Origin of the sequence: Rickettsia endosymbiont of Polydrusus tereticollis (genome assembly GCF_964026385.1) — a bacterium.
Classification (GTDB): Bacteria; Pseudomonadota; Alphaproteobacteria; order Rickettsiales; family Rickettsiaceae; genus Rickettsia.
Genome location: NZ_OZ032142.1, coordinates 1437856 through 1453640 on the forward strand (window position 1 = coordinate 1437856; position 15785 = coordinate 1453640).

Below are 15785 nucleotides of genomic sequence, written 5' to 3' on the forward strand. Positions count from 1 at the left end.
CGCGGGAATGACATCAAAAATTCGAGCCATGCAGCAAAGCTCTTCGTGGCTTCGCCCGGGGTTTTTCGAGCCGCTCAACAATGTCGCAATGACGCTATATGAGTTAACTCAATTCAAGGGCTGCCTCTTCCAGCGTTTTTAGTTGATCTCGCAAATTTGCCGCTCGTTCAAATTCTAGGTTGCTAGCAGCTAGGTACATTTCTTTTTTCAGCTTTTCAATATGAGCTTTTAGCTTGGCAGGATTATCAAATAACAAATGAGTTTGTTTTTTATCTTGAAGTTTACTATCTACTTTTTCAAGTTCCATTAAAGCATGGATAGTGCGGTTAATAGTTTTCGGTATTATATTATTTTTCTTGTTATACTCTTCCTGAATATCCCTTCTACGCAAAGTTTCACTAAGAGCTTTATCGATTGATTTAGTCATTTTATCGGCATAAAGTATTACTCTGCCTTCGCTATTTCTGGCAGCCCTACCGATAGTTTGGATTAGCGATACTTCCGAGCGTAAAAATCCTTCTTTATCGGCGTCCAAAATTGCCACTAACCCGCATTCAGGAATGTCAAGACCCTCACGCAGTAAATTTATCCCGACTAATATATCTATTGTACCTTGCCGCAAATCTCTTAAGATTTCAATACGCTCAAGTGTATGAACATTAGAATGCAAATAAGATGTTTTATAATTTAATTCTTGCAAATAAGCGGTTAAATCTTCTGCCATTTTTTTAGTAAGAGTAGTTACTAAAACACGAAACCCTTTTTGCAGCGTTGCTTGAATCTCGCCAACTAAATCTTCTACTTGATTGGTAGCAGGTTTTACTATGCATTCAGGATCGAGCAGTCCCGTAGGTCTAATTATCTGCTCTATTAAATTGTTGCCCGATTGTTCAAGTTCAAAAGATGACGGCGTCGCCGATACAAAAATAGTTTGCGGTCTAAAAGCTTCCCATTCTTCAAACTTTAAAGGGCGGTTATCAAGAGCAGAAGGGAGGCGAAAGCCATGTTCGACTAATACTTCTTTTCGAGCTCTATCGCCGTTATACATCGCCCTAATTTGTGGTACTGATACATGACTTTCATCAACGAATAATAAGGCATCTTTAGGAAGATACTCAAATAAAGTCGGCGGCGGCTCGCCCGGTTTTCTGCCGGTAAAGAGACGAGAATAATTTTCAACACCTTTGCAGCTACCGGTTTCAGTTAACATTTCTAAATCATATTGTGTGCGTTGGTTAAGTCTTTGGAATTCTAATAACCTATCTTGCGATTTCAAAAACGCTAAGCGTTGCTGTAATTCATCTTCAATTTGCACGATAGCTTTTTGTACTGCTTCTTTCGGCATTACAAAGTGGGAATTACCGTAAATTATAGCTTTATCAAGCTTCGCCAACTTCTCACCGGTCAGCGGATCAAATTCGTGGATATGTTCAAGCTCATTACCGAAAAATGACAAACGCCAAGCTTTCTCGCTATAATGTGAAGGGAAAACGTCAATATTATCACCTTTTACTCTAAAAGCTCCTCGCTCAAAACCAATATCATTACGCTCATATTGTAAATTCACCAGATCATTTAGTAATTTATCACGTGGATAGATTTCGCCGGGCTGTAAATTAATCGTCATTTGATAATAAAGGTCAGGCGAGCCGAGACCGTAAATACAAGAAATAGAAGCAACAACTATTACGTCACGACGCTCAAGCAATGACCTAGTGGCGGAGTGACGGAGTAAATCTATCTGTTCATTAATAGATGAATCTTTTTCAATGAAAGTATCCGTCCGTGCTATATAGGCTTCAGGTTGATAATAATCGTAATATGAAACAAAATATTCGACGGCGTTTTGTGGAAAAATCGATTTCATTTCTGAATAAATTTGTGCGGCAAGGGTTTTATTATGTGCCATAATAAGCGTCGGTCTACCGGTTCTGGCTATAATATTTGCCATAGTAAAAGTTTTGCCGGAGCCGGTAATACCGAGTAGCATCTGAGAGCGTTCCTTAGCTGCTAGTCCTTTGACAATTGCATCTATCGCTTTCGGCTGATCACCGGCGGGCTTAAATTCCGAGACAATGGAAAAATTATTCATCTATTTACTTGCTTTAAAAATTACGGTGCTAGATAATAAAATAGCCTAAAACTAAATAAAAAAACATATTAATATGAATAAAACTATATTACACACTATTATTATCTATACACTTGCTCATTGTCCTTATTGTATTAAATCAAAAGCTTTACTTGATAGTAAAAATGTTGCTTATCAGGAGATAGCTGTTGAGGATTTTACTGAAGAACAGAAGGAAAAATTGATAAAAAAAGCCGGCGGCAAAAAAACAGTACCGCAAATATTTATTGATAATATGCATATCGGCGGATGTGATGATTTGTTTGCTCTTGAAAAAGAGGGAAGGCTAGATAAGTTATTAGAAGGTCAGCCGAAAAAAATTCCGCCGGTGGCACTTGGGAGTTAAGTTTTTGTTGCAAGGTAGATGGCATTGCTGCATGGCTCTAAAAAAGTGCTATATGTCATTCCTGCGAAAGCAGGAATCCAGAAAAAACCTTAATAAAAAGACTGGATACCGTGGTCAAGCCCTCTAGTGTACAAACGTTAAAGAAAAGGCTGTGTCATGCCGTGACTTGATCACGGCATCCAGAAAAATAAAGCCATATTAGACTTATTTTAGAGCCTTTTTATGACGTTATAAAACTGGATGCCGTGATCAAGTCACGGCATGACACCGAACGCTTTGCAAAATCTCGATCCACTCAACATTGCTTTCACACAATAATAACAACAACAAACTAAATAATGACTGAAAAATCTTTAAAAAAGAATGCCTTTTCTTCTCTTCTACCTTATCTATGGCCGAATGACTTTAAAATTCGGTTGCGTGTTGTCGTCTCACTTATTTGTCTATTAATAGCCAAAATAATTAATGTATTAGTGCCGATTGTCTATAAATATGTAATAGACGGATTAAATAATAAGATAGTTCTTTCGGTAATTATCGGCATGGTTATTGCTTACGGTGCTACTAAAATATTTGCACAAATATTCAGTGAGTTACGTAACTTTATTTTTGCGAAAGTAGGACACCAAGCCACACGTTTAATTGCTCTGAATGTGTTTAAGCATATGCATAGCCTTAGTATGAGCTTTCATCTGGATCGTAAAACCGGTGGGCTTAGTAGATCGATAGAGAGAGGGACTAAAGGGATTGAGTCGGTACTACGCTATTCGTTATTTAACATCATTCCGACAAGTGTAGAAGTGATATTAGTTTGCACAATGCTGTGGTATAGTTACGGAGTTTGGTTTGCGGCAACTATTTTAGCTACTATGCTAGTTTATACTATTTATACTTTCGCAATTAGTCAGTGGCGTATTTCCTTTGCAAGGCAAATGAACCAAAGCGATAACGTCGCTAATAATAGAGCTATTGACAGCTTATTAAATTTTGAAACGGTTAAATATTTTGGTAATGAAGAATATGAAGCTAAAAAATTTGATGAAGCGTTAGTAACATATGAAAAATCCGCTGTAAAAACTACTACTAGCCTGTCTATTTTAAATGTCGGTCAAGATGTCATTATATCGCTTGGTCTAGTTAGCCTTATGATACTTTCCGCTATCGCCATTGAGCAGGATAAAATGACGGTCGGCGATTTAATTATGGTTAATTCTTATCTTTTTCAATTATCTATTCCGTTGTCGATGCTTGGTTTTGCCTATCGAGAAATTAAGAATGCTATAATTAGTATGGAAGATATGTTTGAGTTATTAGATGTGCCGGCTGAAATACAGGATTCTCCTACTAGTACGATATTACAGATACCGAAAGGAGTAGTAGCTTTTGAAAATGTCAGCTTTGTTTATAACCCTGAGCGACCTATTTTGCATAATATAAATTTTACTATCGAAAGCGGTAAGACTTTAGCTATTGTAGGTAGCAGCGGAGCAGGTAAGTCAACAATCTCAAGGTTGCTTTTTAGATTTTACGATGTAACGGGCGGGAAAATTACTATTGACGGACAAGATATAAGAGAGGTAACGCAAGAGTCGTTACGCAAAGCTATTGGCATCGTACCGCAAGATACCGTTTTATTTAACGACACTATTTATTATAATATTGCTTACGGGAATAGTGCAGCTTCCGATGATGAGGTTTTAAAGGCTTCCGCCAATGCACATATTCATGAGTTTATTACCTCGCTGCCTGAAGGATATAATGCAATGGTAGGCGAGCGTGGGCTTAAACTTTCCGGCGGAGAGAAACAACGCATTGCCATTGCTAGAACTATCCTTAAAAATCCGTCAATATATATTTTTGATGAGGCTACTTCCTCACTTGACACCAAAACCGAAAAGTTAATTCAAGCTAGCCTTAAGGAAATCTCCAGCCAACATACCACTTTAATCATTGCTCATAGATTATCGACAATTATCGATGCCGATGAGATTATTGTTATAGATAACGGCTACATATTAGAACGTGGCACCCATCAAACTTTATTACAACAAAAAGGTCGCTATGCCGAATTATGGCATAAACAGCAAATCAATCCCACTTCGCCATTGCACGGAGATGCACAGCTATCTCCGTGGCAATCTAAAGAAAAAATAGCAAAAAGTGCTATATGTCATTCCCGCGAAGGCGGGAATCCAGAGAATATTTAAGCGAATTATATAGTAAATTTTTATATAATTTTGCTTATTTTAAGTGTTTTTTCTGGATTCCCGCCTGCGCGGGAATGACATCAAAAATTCGAGCTACACAACAATAATTGATTTTGCTACAAGTTGATACCAACAATTTTCCGGTATTTTGGCTTTATTGCTGTAACCGCAGATAATTAAATGATCTTCTGCTCTGGTCATAGCAACGTAAAGCAGCCTAATATATTCTTGAATATCTTTTTGTTGCTCTTGTTCTTTTAAATCCTTAAAAAAATCAGGGCTATTGCTAGTTTGCGTAGAAAAAAATACTTCTCCCTCTTCCGTCCAGATAAATTTGTTTTTGTTAATGGGCATTATAGTATTATCGCATAATATAACAATCGGGGATTGCAACCCTTTAGAACCGTGAACGGTCATTATTCTTATTTTATCTGAATGCTCAATATCTCGTTTAATTTTAATGTCGTTATTTTCAAACCAAGCTATAAATCCTTGTAAAGAATTATCAATTTTATGAGCATAATCAGCACTTAAAGAAAGCAATTCATTTATAGCATCATCACTATCCGCTCCGTTGGCGGTATTTAAAATTTCTCTTAAATTTAAATTATTAATTACTGAAATAAAAAAATTTCCGGCATTTGAAGTTTGATAGATTTCTATCAAGTAACTTAATTTTTCATATATATTTTTGTAGAGTAAAATATTATCAAATAAAGCTGCCCATAAAGAACAATCCTTGCGACTCAAGGCAAGCTCATATAACTGCCCTTCACTCATACCGATTATCGGCGATTTAAGTAAGCTTGCTAGATTTAAATCATCATCCGGCAACAAAACAAATTTTGCTATTGAAGTTAAATCCATTACCGATAAATTTTCTTTTAGCGTTACCCTGTCGCTGCCTTCTACCTTAAGCCCTGATTGTTTAAGGTGATTTATCAGCCCGTTACTAAAATCGTCTCTTTTTCTAACCAAAATCATAAAATCCTTTGGTGTTATTTCTTGACCGGTAGAGGGTAAAATTCTTTTGCTTTTTATTTGATCTTTTATAAAATCAGTGATTTTTTCAATTAGTAGCTCGGCGGAAGATAGTGATTTATTATACTCTTCCGGTAGTGACCAAAATAATTCTTCCTTTTTATCGGCAACGACTAATGGCCATAATTCAACACTGCCGTTGTGGGATTTGTTAACCCGACGAAAGGATGAAATTAACGGATTATCGGAAATAAATAACGAAGAGTTATCGATTTTTATTTGTTTGAGAACTTTGTGAACAACCTGTAAAATTTCCTCAGTTGATCTATATGACCATTCAAGCGTAATATTTTTAAATTTTTTATTAGCTTTAGCCAGGTTGTCTTTTAAAACATTATTAATATTATTGAAAATAGTAAGGTTAGCTCCCTGAAAGCTAAAAATTGATTGTTTTTCGTCTCCAACTACAAAAATACTGCTATTAGACTTAGCGGAAGTATTAAATTCGGTAATGATTGCACTGATAATTGCCCATTGATCGGGTGCAGTATCTTGTGCTTCATCGATAAGTATATGATGTATTTCGCCTTCTAGCTTATGCAACACCCACTCTATATTATCATTAGACAACAATAATTTCGTATAATAAATAAGGTCATCATAATCGAGAAAATTATTATCTAGCTTATATTGCTCATATTTTTTAAGAAAAATTTGTGCGAGGTTGATAAGTAAAGTTGAATAATAAGTTATTTCTTCTGCTTTGCTTAATTGGTCTAATCTATAAATTTCTGTACTAATATTTTCAAGCTCTACTAACAATTTCAGATATTGTTTTTGTAATTCTTTAGAAAAAATGCTTTTCCGTTTGCTACCGTCTTTAGTAAAAAATAACTCTTTTGGGCTAATATTTAATGAATATTTTGCTAGTAATGATTTTATATTATCGTACATATGCGATAATTGCTTAGCAGCGGATAATTCGTTATTTACTTCACGTGACTCTAACGTAAATAGTTTTTTAAATTTGATTTTTTGCGTTATTATTTCATCAAAAATATCTTGTATGGTTGTTTCATGAAAATTGCTAAGCAAAAAATTAATAAGCGAGTGGTGTGTAGGATTTAAATAAATCTCACTTTTTATTTTCAGAAAAATGTCTTGCAGTAGAGAATCATCAAGAATTTGGAACTCAGGCGTAACACCGGCTTCAAGCGGAAAAGATTTAAGGATTCTTTGACAAAAGGCATGAATGGTATAGATATTTAGCGGGGCATCGGTATTTAATAATCTAGGATATAAAGTTTGAGCATTAGCTATTTCGCTAGCTAAAGGCTTTTCGCCCGTTATTAAAAAAAGCTCCTCCTCTAATTTACTTACATCTGCAAGGGCAAAATTTCTGAGTTTATTACTAATCCTTGTTTGCATCTCTAAAGCAGCGGCATTAGTAAAAGTAAGGCAGAGAATATTTTTAAATTCTGCACCTTTGATTAATAACCGCAAAACACGGTCGGTTAGGATTTTTGTTTTTCCAGTGCCGGCAGATGCCGCCACCCAAACGGAATATTCAGGGTCTGATGCTTGTCTTTGTAAATCACTCATATAGACTCAGATGGAACTTCAAAAATTTGTATACTCTAGTGCTCACCTCTCAAAATACAAACAATTTCGATGTCATTCCCGTGAAAACGGGAATCCAGAAAAATATTATAGTCATCCTGAACTCGTTTTAGGATCTTTTGTAAGAAATGCTTAAATAAATTCAACATGATAAAGAAAAGCCTGGATTCCCGCCTACGCGGGAATGACATACTACTGCTTTTATTGAGCCATGCAACACCACTTATTTCTGTTATTAAATCTTCTTACTTAAATTAATGGAAATATGGCAAATTAGCTTAACTATTTTGCTAATTATCGGTGCAAGGAAAGCTTTTTCGCTATCATTTATTATAGCAGTGTTTTTGTGGGCAATTTCGTCAGCTTGAAACTGTGTTATATTGTCTAATAATTCCGTATCTTTATCCTTTAAATAATCTATCTGTTTTTGATAGTGATCTTCTATTACTTCTTCTACCGCTTGAGTTATCAGCATAGCAGTTTTAGGACCTAATATAGCCGATGCCGCTCCTAGCAAATAACCGAATTGATGCCAGAAAAATATTAAAATTGTCGGTCTGATTTGTCGTTTTAGTAATTCATCGATAAAATAATTTAAGTGTATTTCTTCTTGCTCAAGCATTTCTGTTATTAATGCGTAATCCGTTGAGGATTTTGTATATTTTAATTGCCCTTGGTAAATTCTTTTTGCACCGTATTCGCCGGCATGATTAACTCTAATAATTTCTTGTAGTTTATTATGAGGTTCAGAAAAATTAGGTCTCGGCATATTATTAAATTTTCCTATTTTTGATGTCATTATTGCGAAGGTGAGGCATTGTTGCGTGGATACCCCAAACGTCATTGCGAGCGACTGAAAGTATTGTTACATGGCTCGAATTTTTGATGTCATTCCCGCGAAGGCGAGAATCCAGAGAATATTTAAGCGAATTATATAGTAAATTTTTATATAATTTTGCTTATTTTAAGTGTTTTTTCTGGATTCTCGCCTTCGCGGGAATGACATACAGCACTTTTTTCGAGCCACGCAACAACGCTCCTCTTTCGAAAGGATGACACGTTAAGCTATTTATTATTCTTCGCAGAAGGCGATAATGCTATATTGAGTTCTTTTAAAGACTTCTCTTCTACATAATTCGGGGCATTCATTAGCAAATCTTCAGCTTGTTGATTAAGCGGAAAGGCGATTATTTCTCTAATATTAGCTGCATCGGCTAGTAACATAACAATCCGGTCGATGCCCGGTGCTATTCCGCCGTGCGGCGGTGCACCGAATTTAAACGCTCTAATCATACCGCCGAATCTTTTATCTACTTCCTCTTCACTATAGCCGGCAATAGCAAAAGCTTTATACATTATATCCGGTTTGTGATTCCTAATTGCACCGCTAGAAAGTTCTATGCCGTTACAAACAATATCATACTGATAGGCGGTAATTGCCAACAATTCTTGGGTAGTTTTAGCATTTTCTAAGGCTTCTAAACCACCTTGCGGCATAGAAAACGGATTATGACTAAAATCCACTTTACCGGTTTCTTCATTTAATTCATAAAACGGGAAATCGGTAATCCAACAAAATTCAAAACAATCTTTTTTCAGTAAATCTAACTCCTCTGCAAGTTTTATCCTAACTTTTCCGGCTAATTTTGCTGCTTTATCTTTTTTATCGCTTGAGAAAAATACCGCATCACCATTCTCAATATTAGCAGTAGCTTTTAGAGTTTCTAGTTGCTCTTTCGTTAAAAATTTTGCTACCGGTCCTTTGGCTTCACCGCTATCGCTAAATTGAATATAGCCAAGACCGCCCGCACCTTCAGATATAGCAAAATCAATCATTTTATCGAAAAAGCTACGAGGCAAACTTGCAGCTTTGGGTGCCGGTATGGCTCGAACGATCGAACCTTTTTTAATATTCTCTTTAAAAATAGTAAAATTAGAATCTTTAAATATTTCGGTTACGTCGGCAATAATAATAGGATTACGCAAATCAGGTTTATCCGAGCCGTATTTTAACATCGCTTCATGGTAGGGAATGCGGATAAAAGGCAATGAGGATATTTTCTTATCGGAAAATTTAGTAAATAATTCATGCATAACAGGCTCGACTGTGTAAAACACGTCTTCCTGCGTGACGAATGACATTTCAATATCTAACTGATAAAATTCGCCCGGCGATCTATCGGCCCTTGCGTCTTCATCACGAAAACACGGTGCAATCTGAAAATAACGGTCAAACCCCGAAACCATTAATAACTGTTTAAATTGCTGAGGTGCTTGAGGTAGTGCATAGAATTTACCGGGATGTAACCTACTCGGTACTAAAAAATCCCTAGCTCCTTCGGGCGAGCTTGCCGTTAAAATCGGTGTTTGAAATTCCGTAAATCCTCTTTGCGTCATTAAATAACGTATATGCGAAATAATTTGCGATCTAAGAATAATATTATTATGTAGTTTTTCTCGTCTTAAATCAAGAAACCGATATTTAAGCCTAGTTTCTTCCGGTGCTTCTTTATCAATATTAATCACAAAAGGTAAAGTTTCGGCAGCGGATTCAATAATAAATTCTTTAACTAATATCTCAATTTGTCCGGTCGTAAGCGTATCGTTGATAGTATCCTCGGACCTTGCTACGACTTTACCGGTAATAGTAATTACCGACTCATAACGCAAACGACTTGCCTCATCCATTAGCTCCGGATTTTGATCGGTAAATACTAATTGCGTTACGCCGAAATGATCTCGTAAATCTATAAAAACTAGATTACCGTGGTCTCTTCTTCGATGTATCCAGCCGGATAATTTAACTTCCTCTCCGACATGAGTAATTTGTAATTCATTACAATTATGAGTTCTATATTTATGCATTTTTTGTTTTGGTTTTATTTGATGATGAGCTAATTTATGTCATTCCTGCACAGGGGCGTTGTTGCGTAGCTCGAAAAAAGTGTTATATGTCATTCCCGCATGGCATTGTTGCATGGATCGACAAAAGTAGCAGTATGTCATTCTAGCTAAAAGCGGGAATCCAGAAAAAACACCTAAAATAAGTAAAATTATATAAAAATTTACTATATAATTCGCTTAAATATTCTCTGGATTCCCGCTTTCGCGGGAATGACACACGGCACTTTTCTTTAACGTTCGTACAACACCGATCAAGCCACGAGATGACATGTCTTGAGCAATAATATATTCTAGATATATATAAAACCCTACTATTGTGCAATTAAAAACTGGGCTTTATACCTAGAAAACTTAAAAAATTTCGTAATTCCTGACGCCCTAAAACATGCGACGTACTAAACGCTTTATCATAGTTAGCATTTTTTAAATCAAGTAAAGTTAAACCTTGCAAAAATAATTCCCTAAATATTACCCGTTCGCTAAAACCGTCGGCTAATTTAAAGCTAATTCTTTTAGCAAGCTTATTTAAAACGTTACCGACTCGGCGTTTATTTACTGCATCAAGGTTGCTTAAACGATTACGCAAAATAACCCATTCAATACTACCGCCGTCACGACCAGCACGCTGCATTTTCTGCTCCCAAATCATTTGACTATAAATTGACGGGCTGATAATGTTGTCTTTATCATCAATTTTAGCTATTACGTCTAAATCAAGGAAACTATCGTTAATCGGCGTAATGATTGTATCGGCATAAGAATGAGCAAGCCTTGATAAAAATGTATGACTCCCGGGCGTATCGATTACTATATAATCAGCACTACTCGCTTCAACTAGAGCTTTTTCAAATAATATTTTCTGCTCTTCTTCCTCGTCGCCTTTATTTTCTTTAAGAGTTTCAGACAAATGAAAATGCCAAGGACTTACCACTTGTTTATCAGGATTTTGCTTATTATATAACTCCCTATTTTTCAGGTAATTTGTTAAAGAGGCCTGGCGTGAATCGATATCAATACTTGCAACCTTATATCCTTGATAAAGCAAAGCGACTACTAAATGCATGGAGCAGGTAGTTTTCCCTGCCCCGCCTTTTTCATTGCCGACTACAAATATATAAGGAGGATTACCTTTGCTCATAATAGTCCTTAACAAATTGCTCAAGCAGCCTTACGCCGTACCCTACAGCACCTTTAGGACCAAGAGAAGAAGCTTTTTTACGATCAGCAACGCCGGCAATATCTAAATGTGCCCAAGCCGTTTCATCTTTTACGAAACGTTTGATAAAATGTGCTGCCGTTGAACTACTGGCTGCTCCCGGAACGTTACTGATATTTGCAACATCGGCAATATCGGAATTAATCATTTCATCATAATCGTTATGTAGCGGCATCCGCCATAATTTTTCGTTAACTTTGTCACCGCTCTTAATTAATTTTTCTGCTAACTCATCGTTATTTGAAAAACACCCGCCATATGTATGCCCCAAAGCTACTACGATAGCACCGGTAAGCGTGGCAAGATTTATCACGCATTCAGGTTTAAATTTTTCTTGAGCATACCAAATAGCATCGGCAAGAACCAACCGCCCTTCCGCATCGGTGTTTAGCACCTCGGCAGTCTTACCGGACATAGTAGTCACAACATCGCCGGGTCTTTGTGCATTACCTGAAGGCATATTTTCAACGAGTCCGATTACACCGATTACGTTAACTTTAGCTTTACGAGCAGCAAGTGCCGCAATAGCACCGACTACGGCAGCCGATCCCGCCATATCATATTTCATCAAGTCCATATTTCCGGCAGGCTTAATAGAAATTCCGCCCGTATCAAATGTAACTCCCTTCCCGACAAAAGCAATCGGAGCAGTATCTTCATCGCTGCCGTAATATTCCATAACTACTAATTTAGATTCATTTTGTGAACCTTGACCGACACCGAGCAACGCCCCCATACCGAGATTTTTCATTTCTCGCTCGCCGATAATAGCAACGTCTACTCCTAATTCTTCAAGGTATTTTGCTGCTCTATCGGCATAAACTTGTGGGCTTTTGATATTTGCCGGCTCATTGCTAATGTCTCTGGTAAAAAATACCGCTTTAGCGATTAAATTTTTCTCTTCAAATAATTTTTCTGCTTCAGGCTGGTTATCAGTAACGATTTCCAAAGACTCAACGGCAAATTTCTCTTCTTCTTTTAAAGTAGTTCTATATTTATCAAATCGGTAAGATGCAAGAAGAGCACCGCTAGCTATTAGAGCAGTAAAAATATGCGGTGCAAAATTGCCGATCCTACCGGTTAATTTCAGCCCGATACTGCTAATCTTTGCACAAGTGCTTTGCGATAAAATTTTACCGCCTAATTCTTCAATTTGTGATTCTTTTAATTTTTCTTCCGCTCCTAAACCGACTAGAATTAAATATTTAATTTCACCGGTTTTAATAACGGAAGTAATGAGTTTCACCTGTCCGAATTTGCCGGTAAATTTTAGTTTATTCTGCATGGTTTTAGAAATTAAACCGTGATGTTGCTGATCAAGTGCTATTAAATTACTATCAAGCTTTAATTGATCACTAATAAAAACTACTATTCCCTGATTGTGTAACGACTCTTCTTTAGTAAAATTTATATTAAGCATATATTTTTTCCTCTCCTATATTTTTTATAGATTCTATTTATCTAATTTAACTTTGCAAGTATTATAATACAACTATTAAGACAAGCTATAAAAAAACTGAGAATCATGGATTAATTTTTATGAGTGTATTCGTTGTATGTCATTCCCGTGAAAACGGGAATCCAGAAAAATAATAGTCATACTGAATTTATTTCAGGATCTATTACAAAAAGGTGCGGCAAACAAGTTCAGCATGACAAAGAAAAGTCTAGATTCCCGCCTGCGCGGGAATGACATCGGGAACGTTCGTACACTTCTGGGTCAAGCAACTAGATGACACTGAAACGTTTTGGAGAGTTTTTAGAAATTAATTTTTAACTTAACAAAACCTTGATGGCTTTGATATTTCTTTTGTAAGTGACAGTTATATTCGACCAATACATCAACATTACCTTTTTGTGCAAGAACACTAGCACCGATATTATAACCGGTTTTCGGTTGTTTTGGTAAAACTATAGTATCTTCTACTATTCGGTTCTTCCATTTTACTTTAGCATTAAGCTTCTTACTTTTATTATTAAAGTAATTTTCTACAGATGCTTGAAGCATTGGCGTAATACTTAACCCTTCAGATATTTTTTGCGGAGCTAAAGCTACACTACCGCCTAAAATATCAGTCCACAAATTTTGCTTCTTAGCAGCAATAGTTAAATGTTGTATACCGATATCGCCTTCTTTATACATACCGTCCTTAGAGTATCCGTATCTTACACCTATATTCGGAGTAAAGGCGATATTGCCGCTGGTCAGATAATTATAGCTTAATAAAGTTTCAAAATTATAATTATCATTTTTATATTTACCGGTTGTAATAGTACCTAAACGGTTAATTTTACTCTTTACAATATTATGGTTATAAGCAAACATTGCTTGCACTGCAAAGTTTTCCGGTAACTCTTTTTGACCGTATAAAGCTAAAATATGGCTATCGATAGTAGTATTTAATTTTCCACCGACAGATTTAAACTTTGAATCTAGCTTAGTATAAGCAATACCTACTATATCTTTATAGTTATCAAAACCGATGTCAAAACCGATTGTACAGCCTAAGGCATGACCTTTATAACCGGCAAAACCTTTTTGCGATCCTTGCTTATTAGTACCGTAAAGCCCTGCAATCCAGACGCCTTTGTCTAAAACTCTCTCATCTTCATCACCGGCAGCAACCGCAGCAACCGACGTTGTAGTATGCATCATTCTATTTGAGATAACATTACTGATAATATTATTAATATTTTGAATATGTGCCGTACTATGCGTTGTATTTATCATTTCCTTATCTTGTTGAACGCCTTGACTCATCGCTAAATTTTCCGCTGCTTCAAACTTTTTTGCTTCTTCAGCAATTTTAGCCTCTTCGATAGCTGCAATCATCTTAGCCCGGATATTGCATGAAGTGAGATTTAAAGTAAGAAATTGAGTAATTTATAATATTAGCAATGATACTTTTGTAAAAATTTTGCCAAAAAGTGCTTTGAAGCCGTTATTTTCAAATTTTAGATGTAATGCCCCTTACCCCATTTTTTCTAAGCACCGGGAACAGTGCTAATCTAGGTTATTCTAATGCTAATTTCTTCATCACATGATTCCATACCTGTCGGTAAGGATATGATGAAGATAACAAAAACTTAATACGCCTAGTATTACGGATAATTACTACCCCAATTTTTAATAATTTTAAACGTATTGTACCTATTTGTGCTTTTGCTAATGCACTACCTTGTAATAAATTACCTCTGATATATTCTACTAAAGTGTATGCAAGACCCGATAAAATCATTCTGAGCTGATTAGCCCACCATCTATGACAAGAAGTACGATCTGCAAATAATTCTAGTTGTTGCTCTTTTATACGGTTTTCCATATCACCACGACCACAGTAAACTTTGTCGTATAAATCTTCAGGTTTATCTGATAAATTAGTTACTATATACCTTGGATTTTCTCCAAGCATTGTCATTTCTGCCTTACCAATTATTCTACGTTCATGACTCCAACTACCAGCCTTATATGGAAACTCACTAAAAAGACGTTGCTTTTCTTGGGTTATAATAAATGCTGCTTTTGACTTCTCCATTGTAGGTTTCAGTAACTCATTTAGTCTGTTATTTTGGGGCATTCCTACAATATATTTTATATTATGAATATCACACCAATCAAACATCTGATGACGACAAAATCCACTATCACCACGAAAAATAATCTTTACCTCTGGCCAAGCTTGGCGAAAACGTTTTACTAACAATGATAATATTGCCCAAGAATGTTTTGCTTGATCCTGCTTTGACGTCCTAAGATAACTAACTAACAGATGCTTTCCACAAAAAACATACAAAGGTAAAAAGCAATTATGACCGTAATAACCATGATAAAACTTACCTTCCTGTTGCCCATGAATTTCATCATCCGTAGCATCAAAATCAAGTATTAGCTGCTTTGGTACTATTTTATGAGACTTAATAAATTTATCAAGCATTAGTTCATGCACTTTAATTGCAAAGTGTCTATCAGCATTGTTTTCTATACGACATAAGGTAGAACTACTTGCCATATCATCAATTGTTTCCATAGCTGTTTGCATAGCAGGACATTTTCGTAGATAATTGTGGTCATTTAAATCTTCATAACCTAATGCAATACCATAAATTCGTTGCCTCAGCATTGTTGCCATATTATGGGTAATTTTACTACCATCTCGTCTATCAGGAAATATTTTAGCAAGCTCCTCTGTTATACCAAGCCTTTTATCTGCTTCTCTTAATAACAACACACCTCCATCGCTACTAATATCACCTCCAGTGAAATTTATCTCTATTGTCCGATTTTTTACTTTGGAAAACTGGTAACTATATGCTATACAATTTGTCATGACAAAATCCTTTGTATTATTCTAATGAAATACCAGTATTATACAGCTTTAC

At 35.9% G+C, this 15785-nt stretch carries 10 protein-coding genes and 1 pseudogene; 3 read left to right on the top strand and 8 right to left on the bottom strand.

All coding sequences use genetic code 11. The features are described 5' to 3' along the window. Positions 1 to 7 precede the first annotated feature (7 nt). On the top strand, positions 8 to 142 hold the full coding sequence (locus AAGD48_RS07065; RefSeq protein ID WP_341789543.1) for a hypothetical protein: 135 nt from the start codon (positions 8 to 10) through the stop codon (positions 140 to 142). On the opposite strand, the gene uvrB is transcribed toward AAGD48_RS07065, so the two are convergent. Continuing rightward, positions 104 to 2092: an excinuclease ABC subunit UvrB gene (gene uvrB, locus AAGD48_RS07070; RefSeq protein WP_341789544.1), complete on the bottom strand. Its 1989-nt coding sequence runs from the start codon at positions 2090 to 2092 to the stop codon at positions 104 to 106. The genes AAGD48_RS07065 and uvrB overlap by 39 nt on opposite strands. Before the next feature lie 73 nt (positions 2093 to 2165). Here uvrB and grxC point away from each other — a divergent pair, with 73 nt between their 5' ends. Together grxC and AAGD48_RS07080 are read left to right on the top strand one after the other, a co-directional pair. Then, positions 2166 to 2477 (top strand): glutaredoxin 3, encoded by a 312-nt coding sequence (gene grxC / locus AAGD48_RS07075; protein WP_341789545.1) that lies wholly within the window; start codon positions 2166 to 2168, stop codon positions 2475 to 2477. A 338-nt stretch (positions 2478 to 2815) separates the two neighbouring features. Continuing rightward, positions 2816 to 4564: pseudogene (locus tag AAGD48_RS07080) on the top strand (ABCB family ABC transporter ATP-binding protein/permease); the annotation flags it as partial. A 213-nt stretch (positions 4565 to 4777) separates the two neighbouring features. Here the strand turns inward: AAGD48_RS07080 and AAGD48_RS07085 are convergent. The 7 genes from AAGD48_RS07085 to AAGD48_RS07115 form a co-directional block, all read right to left on the bottom strand. Next, positions 4778 to 7267 carry a UvrD-helicase domain-containing protein gene (locus AAGD48_RS07085; RefSeq protein WP_341789546.1) on the bottom strand — a complete coding sequence of 830 codons (2490 nt, stop codon included), beginning with the start codon at positions 7265 to 7267 and terminating at the stop codon, positions 4778 to 4780. A 253-nt stretch (positions 7268 to 7520) separates the two neighbouring features. Then, entirely contained in the window at positions 7521 to 8054 is a 534-nt protein-coding gene (locus AAGD48_RS07090; protein WP_341790762.1) for a demethoxyubiquinone hydroxylase family protein, read from the bottom strand. 296 nt (positions 8055 to 8350) lie between these two features. Next, a complete protein-coding gene (gene aspS / locus AAGD48_RS07095) occupies positions 8351 to 10150 on the bottom strand; it encodes an aspartate--tRNA ligase (RefSeq protein ID WP_341789547.1) in 1800 nt (599 codons plus the stop codon). A gap of 361 nt (positions 10151 to 10511) precedes the next feature. Further along, positions 10512 to 11327: a division plane positioning ATPase MipZ gene (locus AAGD48_RS07100; RefSeq protein WP_341789548.1), complete on the bottom strand. Its 816-nt coding sequence runs from the start codon at positions 11325 to 11327 to the stop codon at positions 10512 to 10514. Further along, positions 11314 to 12825 carry a leucyl aminopeptidase gene (locus AAGD48_RS07105; RefSeq protein ID WP_341789549.1) on the bottom strand — a complete coding sequence of 504 codons (1512 nt, stop codon included), beginning with the start codon at positions 12823 to 12825 and terminating at the stop codon, positions 11314 to 11316. The genes AAGD48_RS07100 and AAGD48_RS07105 overlap by 14 nt, the downstream gene beginning before the upstream one ends. A gap of 339 nt (positions 12826 to 13164) precedes the next feature. Further along, positions 13165 to 14238, bottom strand: coding sequence for an autotransporter outer membrane beta-barrel domain-containing protein (locus AAGD48_RS07110; RefSeq protein ID WP_341789552.1), 1074 nt, complete (start codon positions 14236 to 14238; stop codon positions 13165 to 13167). Between the two features lie 181 nt (positions 14239 to 14419). Beyond that, on the bottom strand, positions 14420 to 15733 hold the full coding sequence (locus AAGD48_RS07115) for an IS1380 family transposase (RefSeq protein ID WP_341789277.1): 1314 nt from the start codon (positions 15731 to 15733) through the stop codon (positions 14420 to 14422). Between the last annotated feature and the right edge of the window lie 52 nt (positions 15734 to 15785).

Bases quoted from the DNA above. Each gene is read 5' to 3' on its own strand.
- AAGD48_RS07090 (WP_341790762.1), bottom strand. From the start codon at position 8,054: ATGCCGAGACCTAATTTTTCTGAACCTCATAATAAACTACAAGAAATT.
- AAGD48_RS07100 (WP_341789548.1), bottom strand. From the start codon at position 11,327: ATGAGCAAAGGTAATCCTCCTTATATATTTGTAGTCGGCAATGAAAAA.
- AAGD48_RS07105 (WP_341789549.1), bottom strand. From the start codon at position 12,825: ATGCTTAATATAAATTTTACTAAAGAAGAGTCGTTACACAATCAGGGA.
- uvrB (WP_341789544.1), bottom strand. From the start codon at position 2,092: ATGAATAATTTTTCCATTGTCTCGGAATTTAAGCCCGCCGGTGATCAG.
- AAGD48_RS07110 (WP_341789552.1), bottom strand. From the start codon at position 14,238: ATGATTGCAGCTATCGAAGAGGCTAAAATTGCTGAAGAAGCAAAAAAG.
- AAGD48_RS07065 (WP_341789543.1), top strand. From the start codon at position 8: ATGACATCAAAAATTCGAGCCATGCAGCAAAGCTCTTCGTGGCTTCGC.
- aspS (WP_341789547.1), bottom strand. From the start codon at position 10,150: ATGCATAAATATAGAACTCATAATTGTAATGAATTACAAATTACTCAT.
- AAGD48_RS07115 (WP_341789277.1), bottom strand. From the start codon at position 15,733: ATGACAAATTGTATAGCATATAGTTACCAGTTTTCCAAAGTAAAAAAT.
- AAGD48_RS07085 (WP_341789546.1), bottom strand. From the start codon at position 7,267: ATGAGTGATTTACAAAGACAAGCATCAGACCCTGAATATTCCGTTTGG.
- grxC (WP_341789545.1), top strand. From the start codon at position 2,166: ATGAATAAAACTATATTACACACTATTATTATCTATACACTTGCTCAT.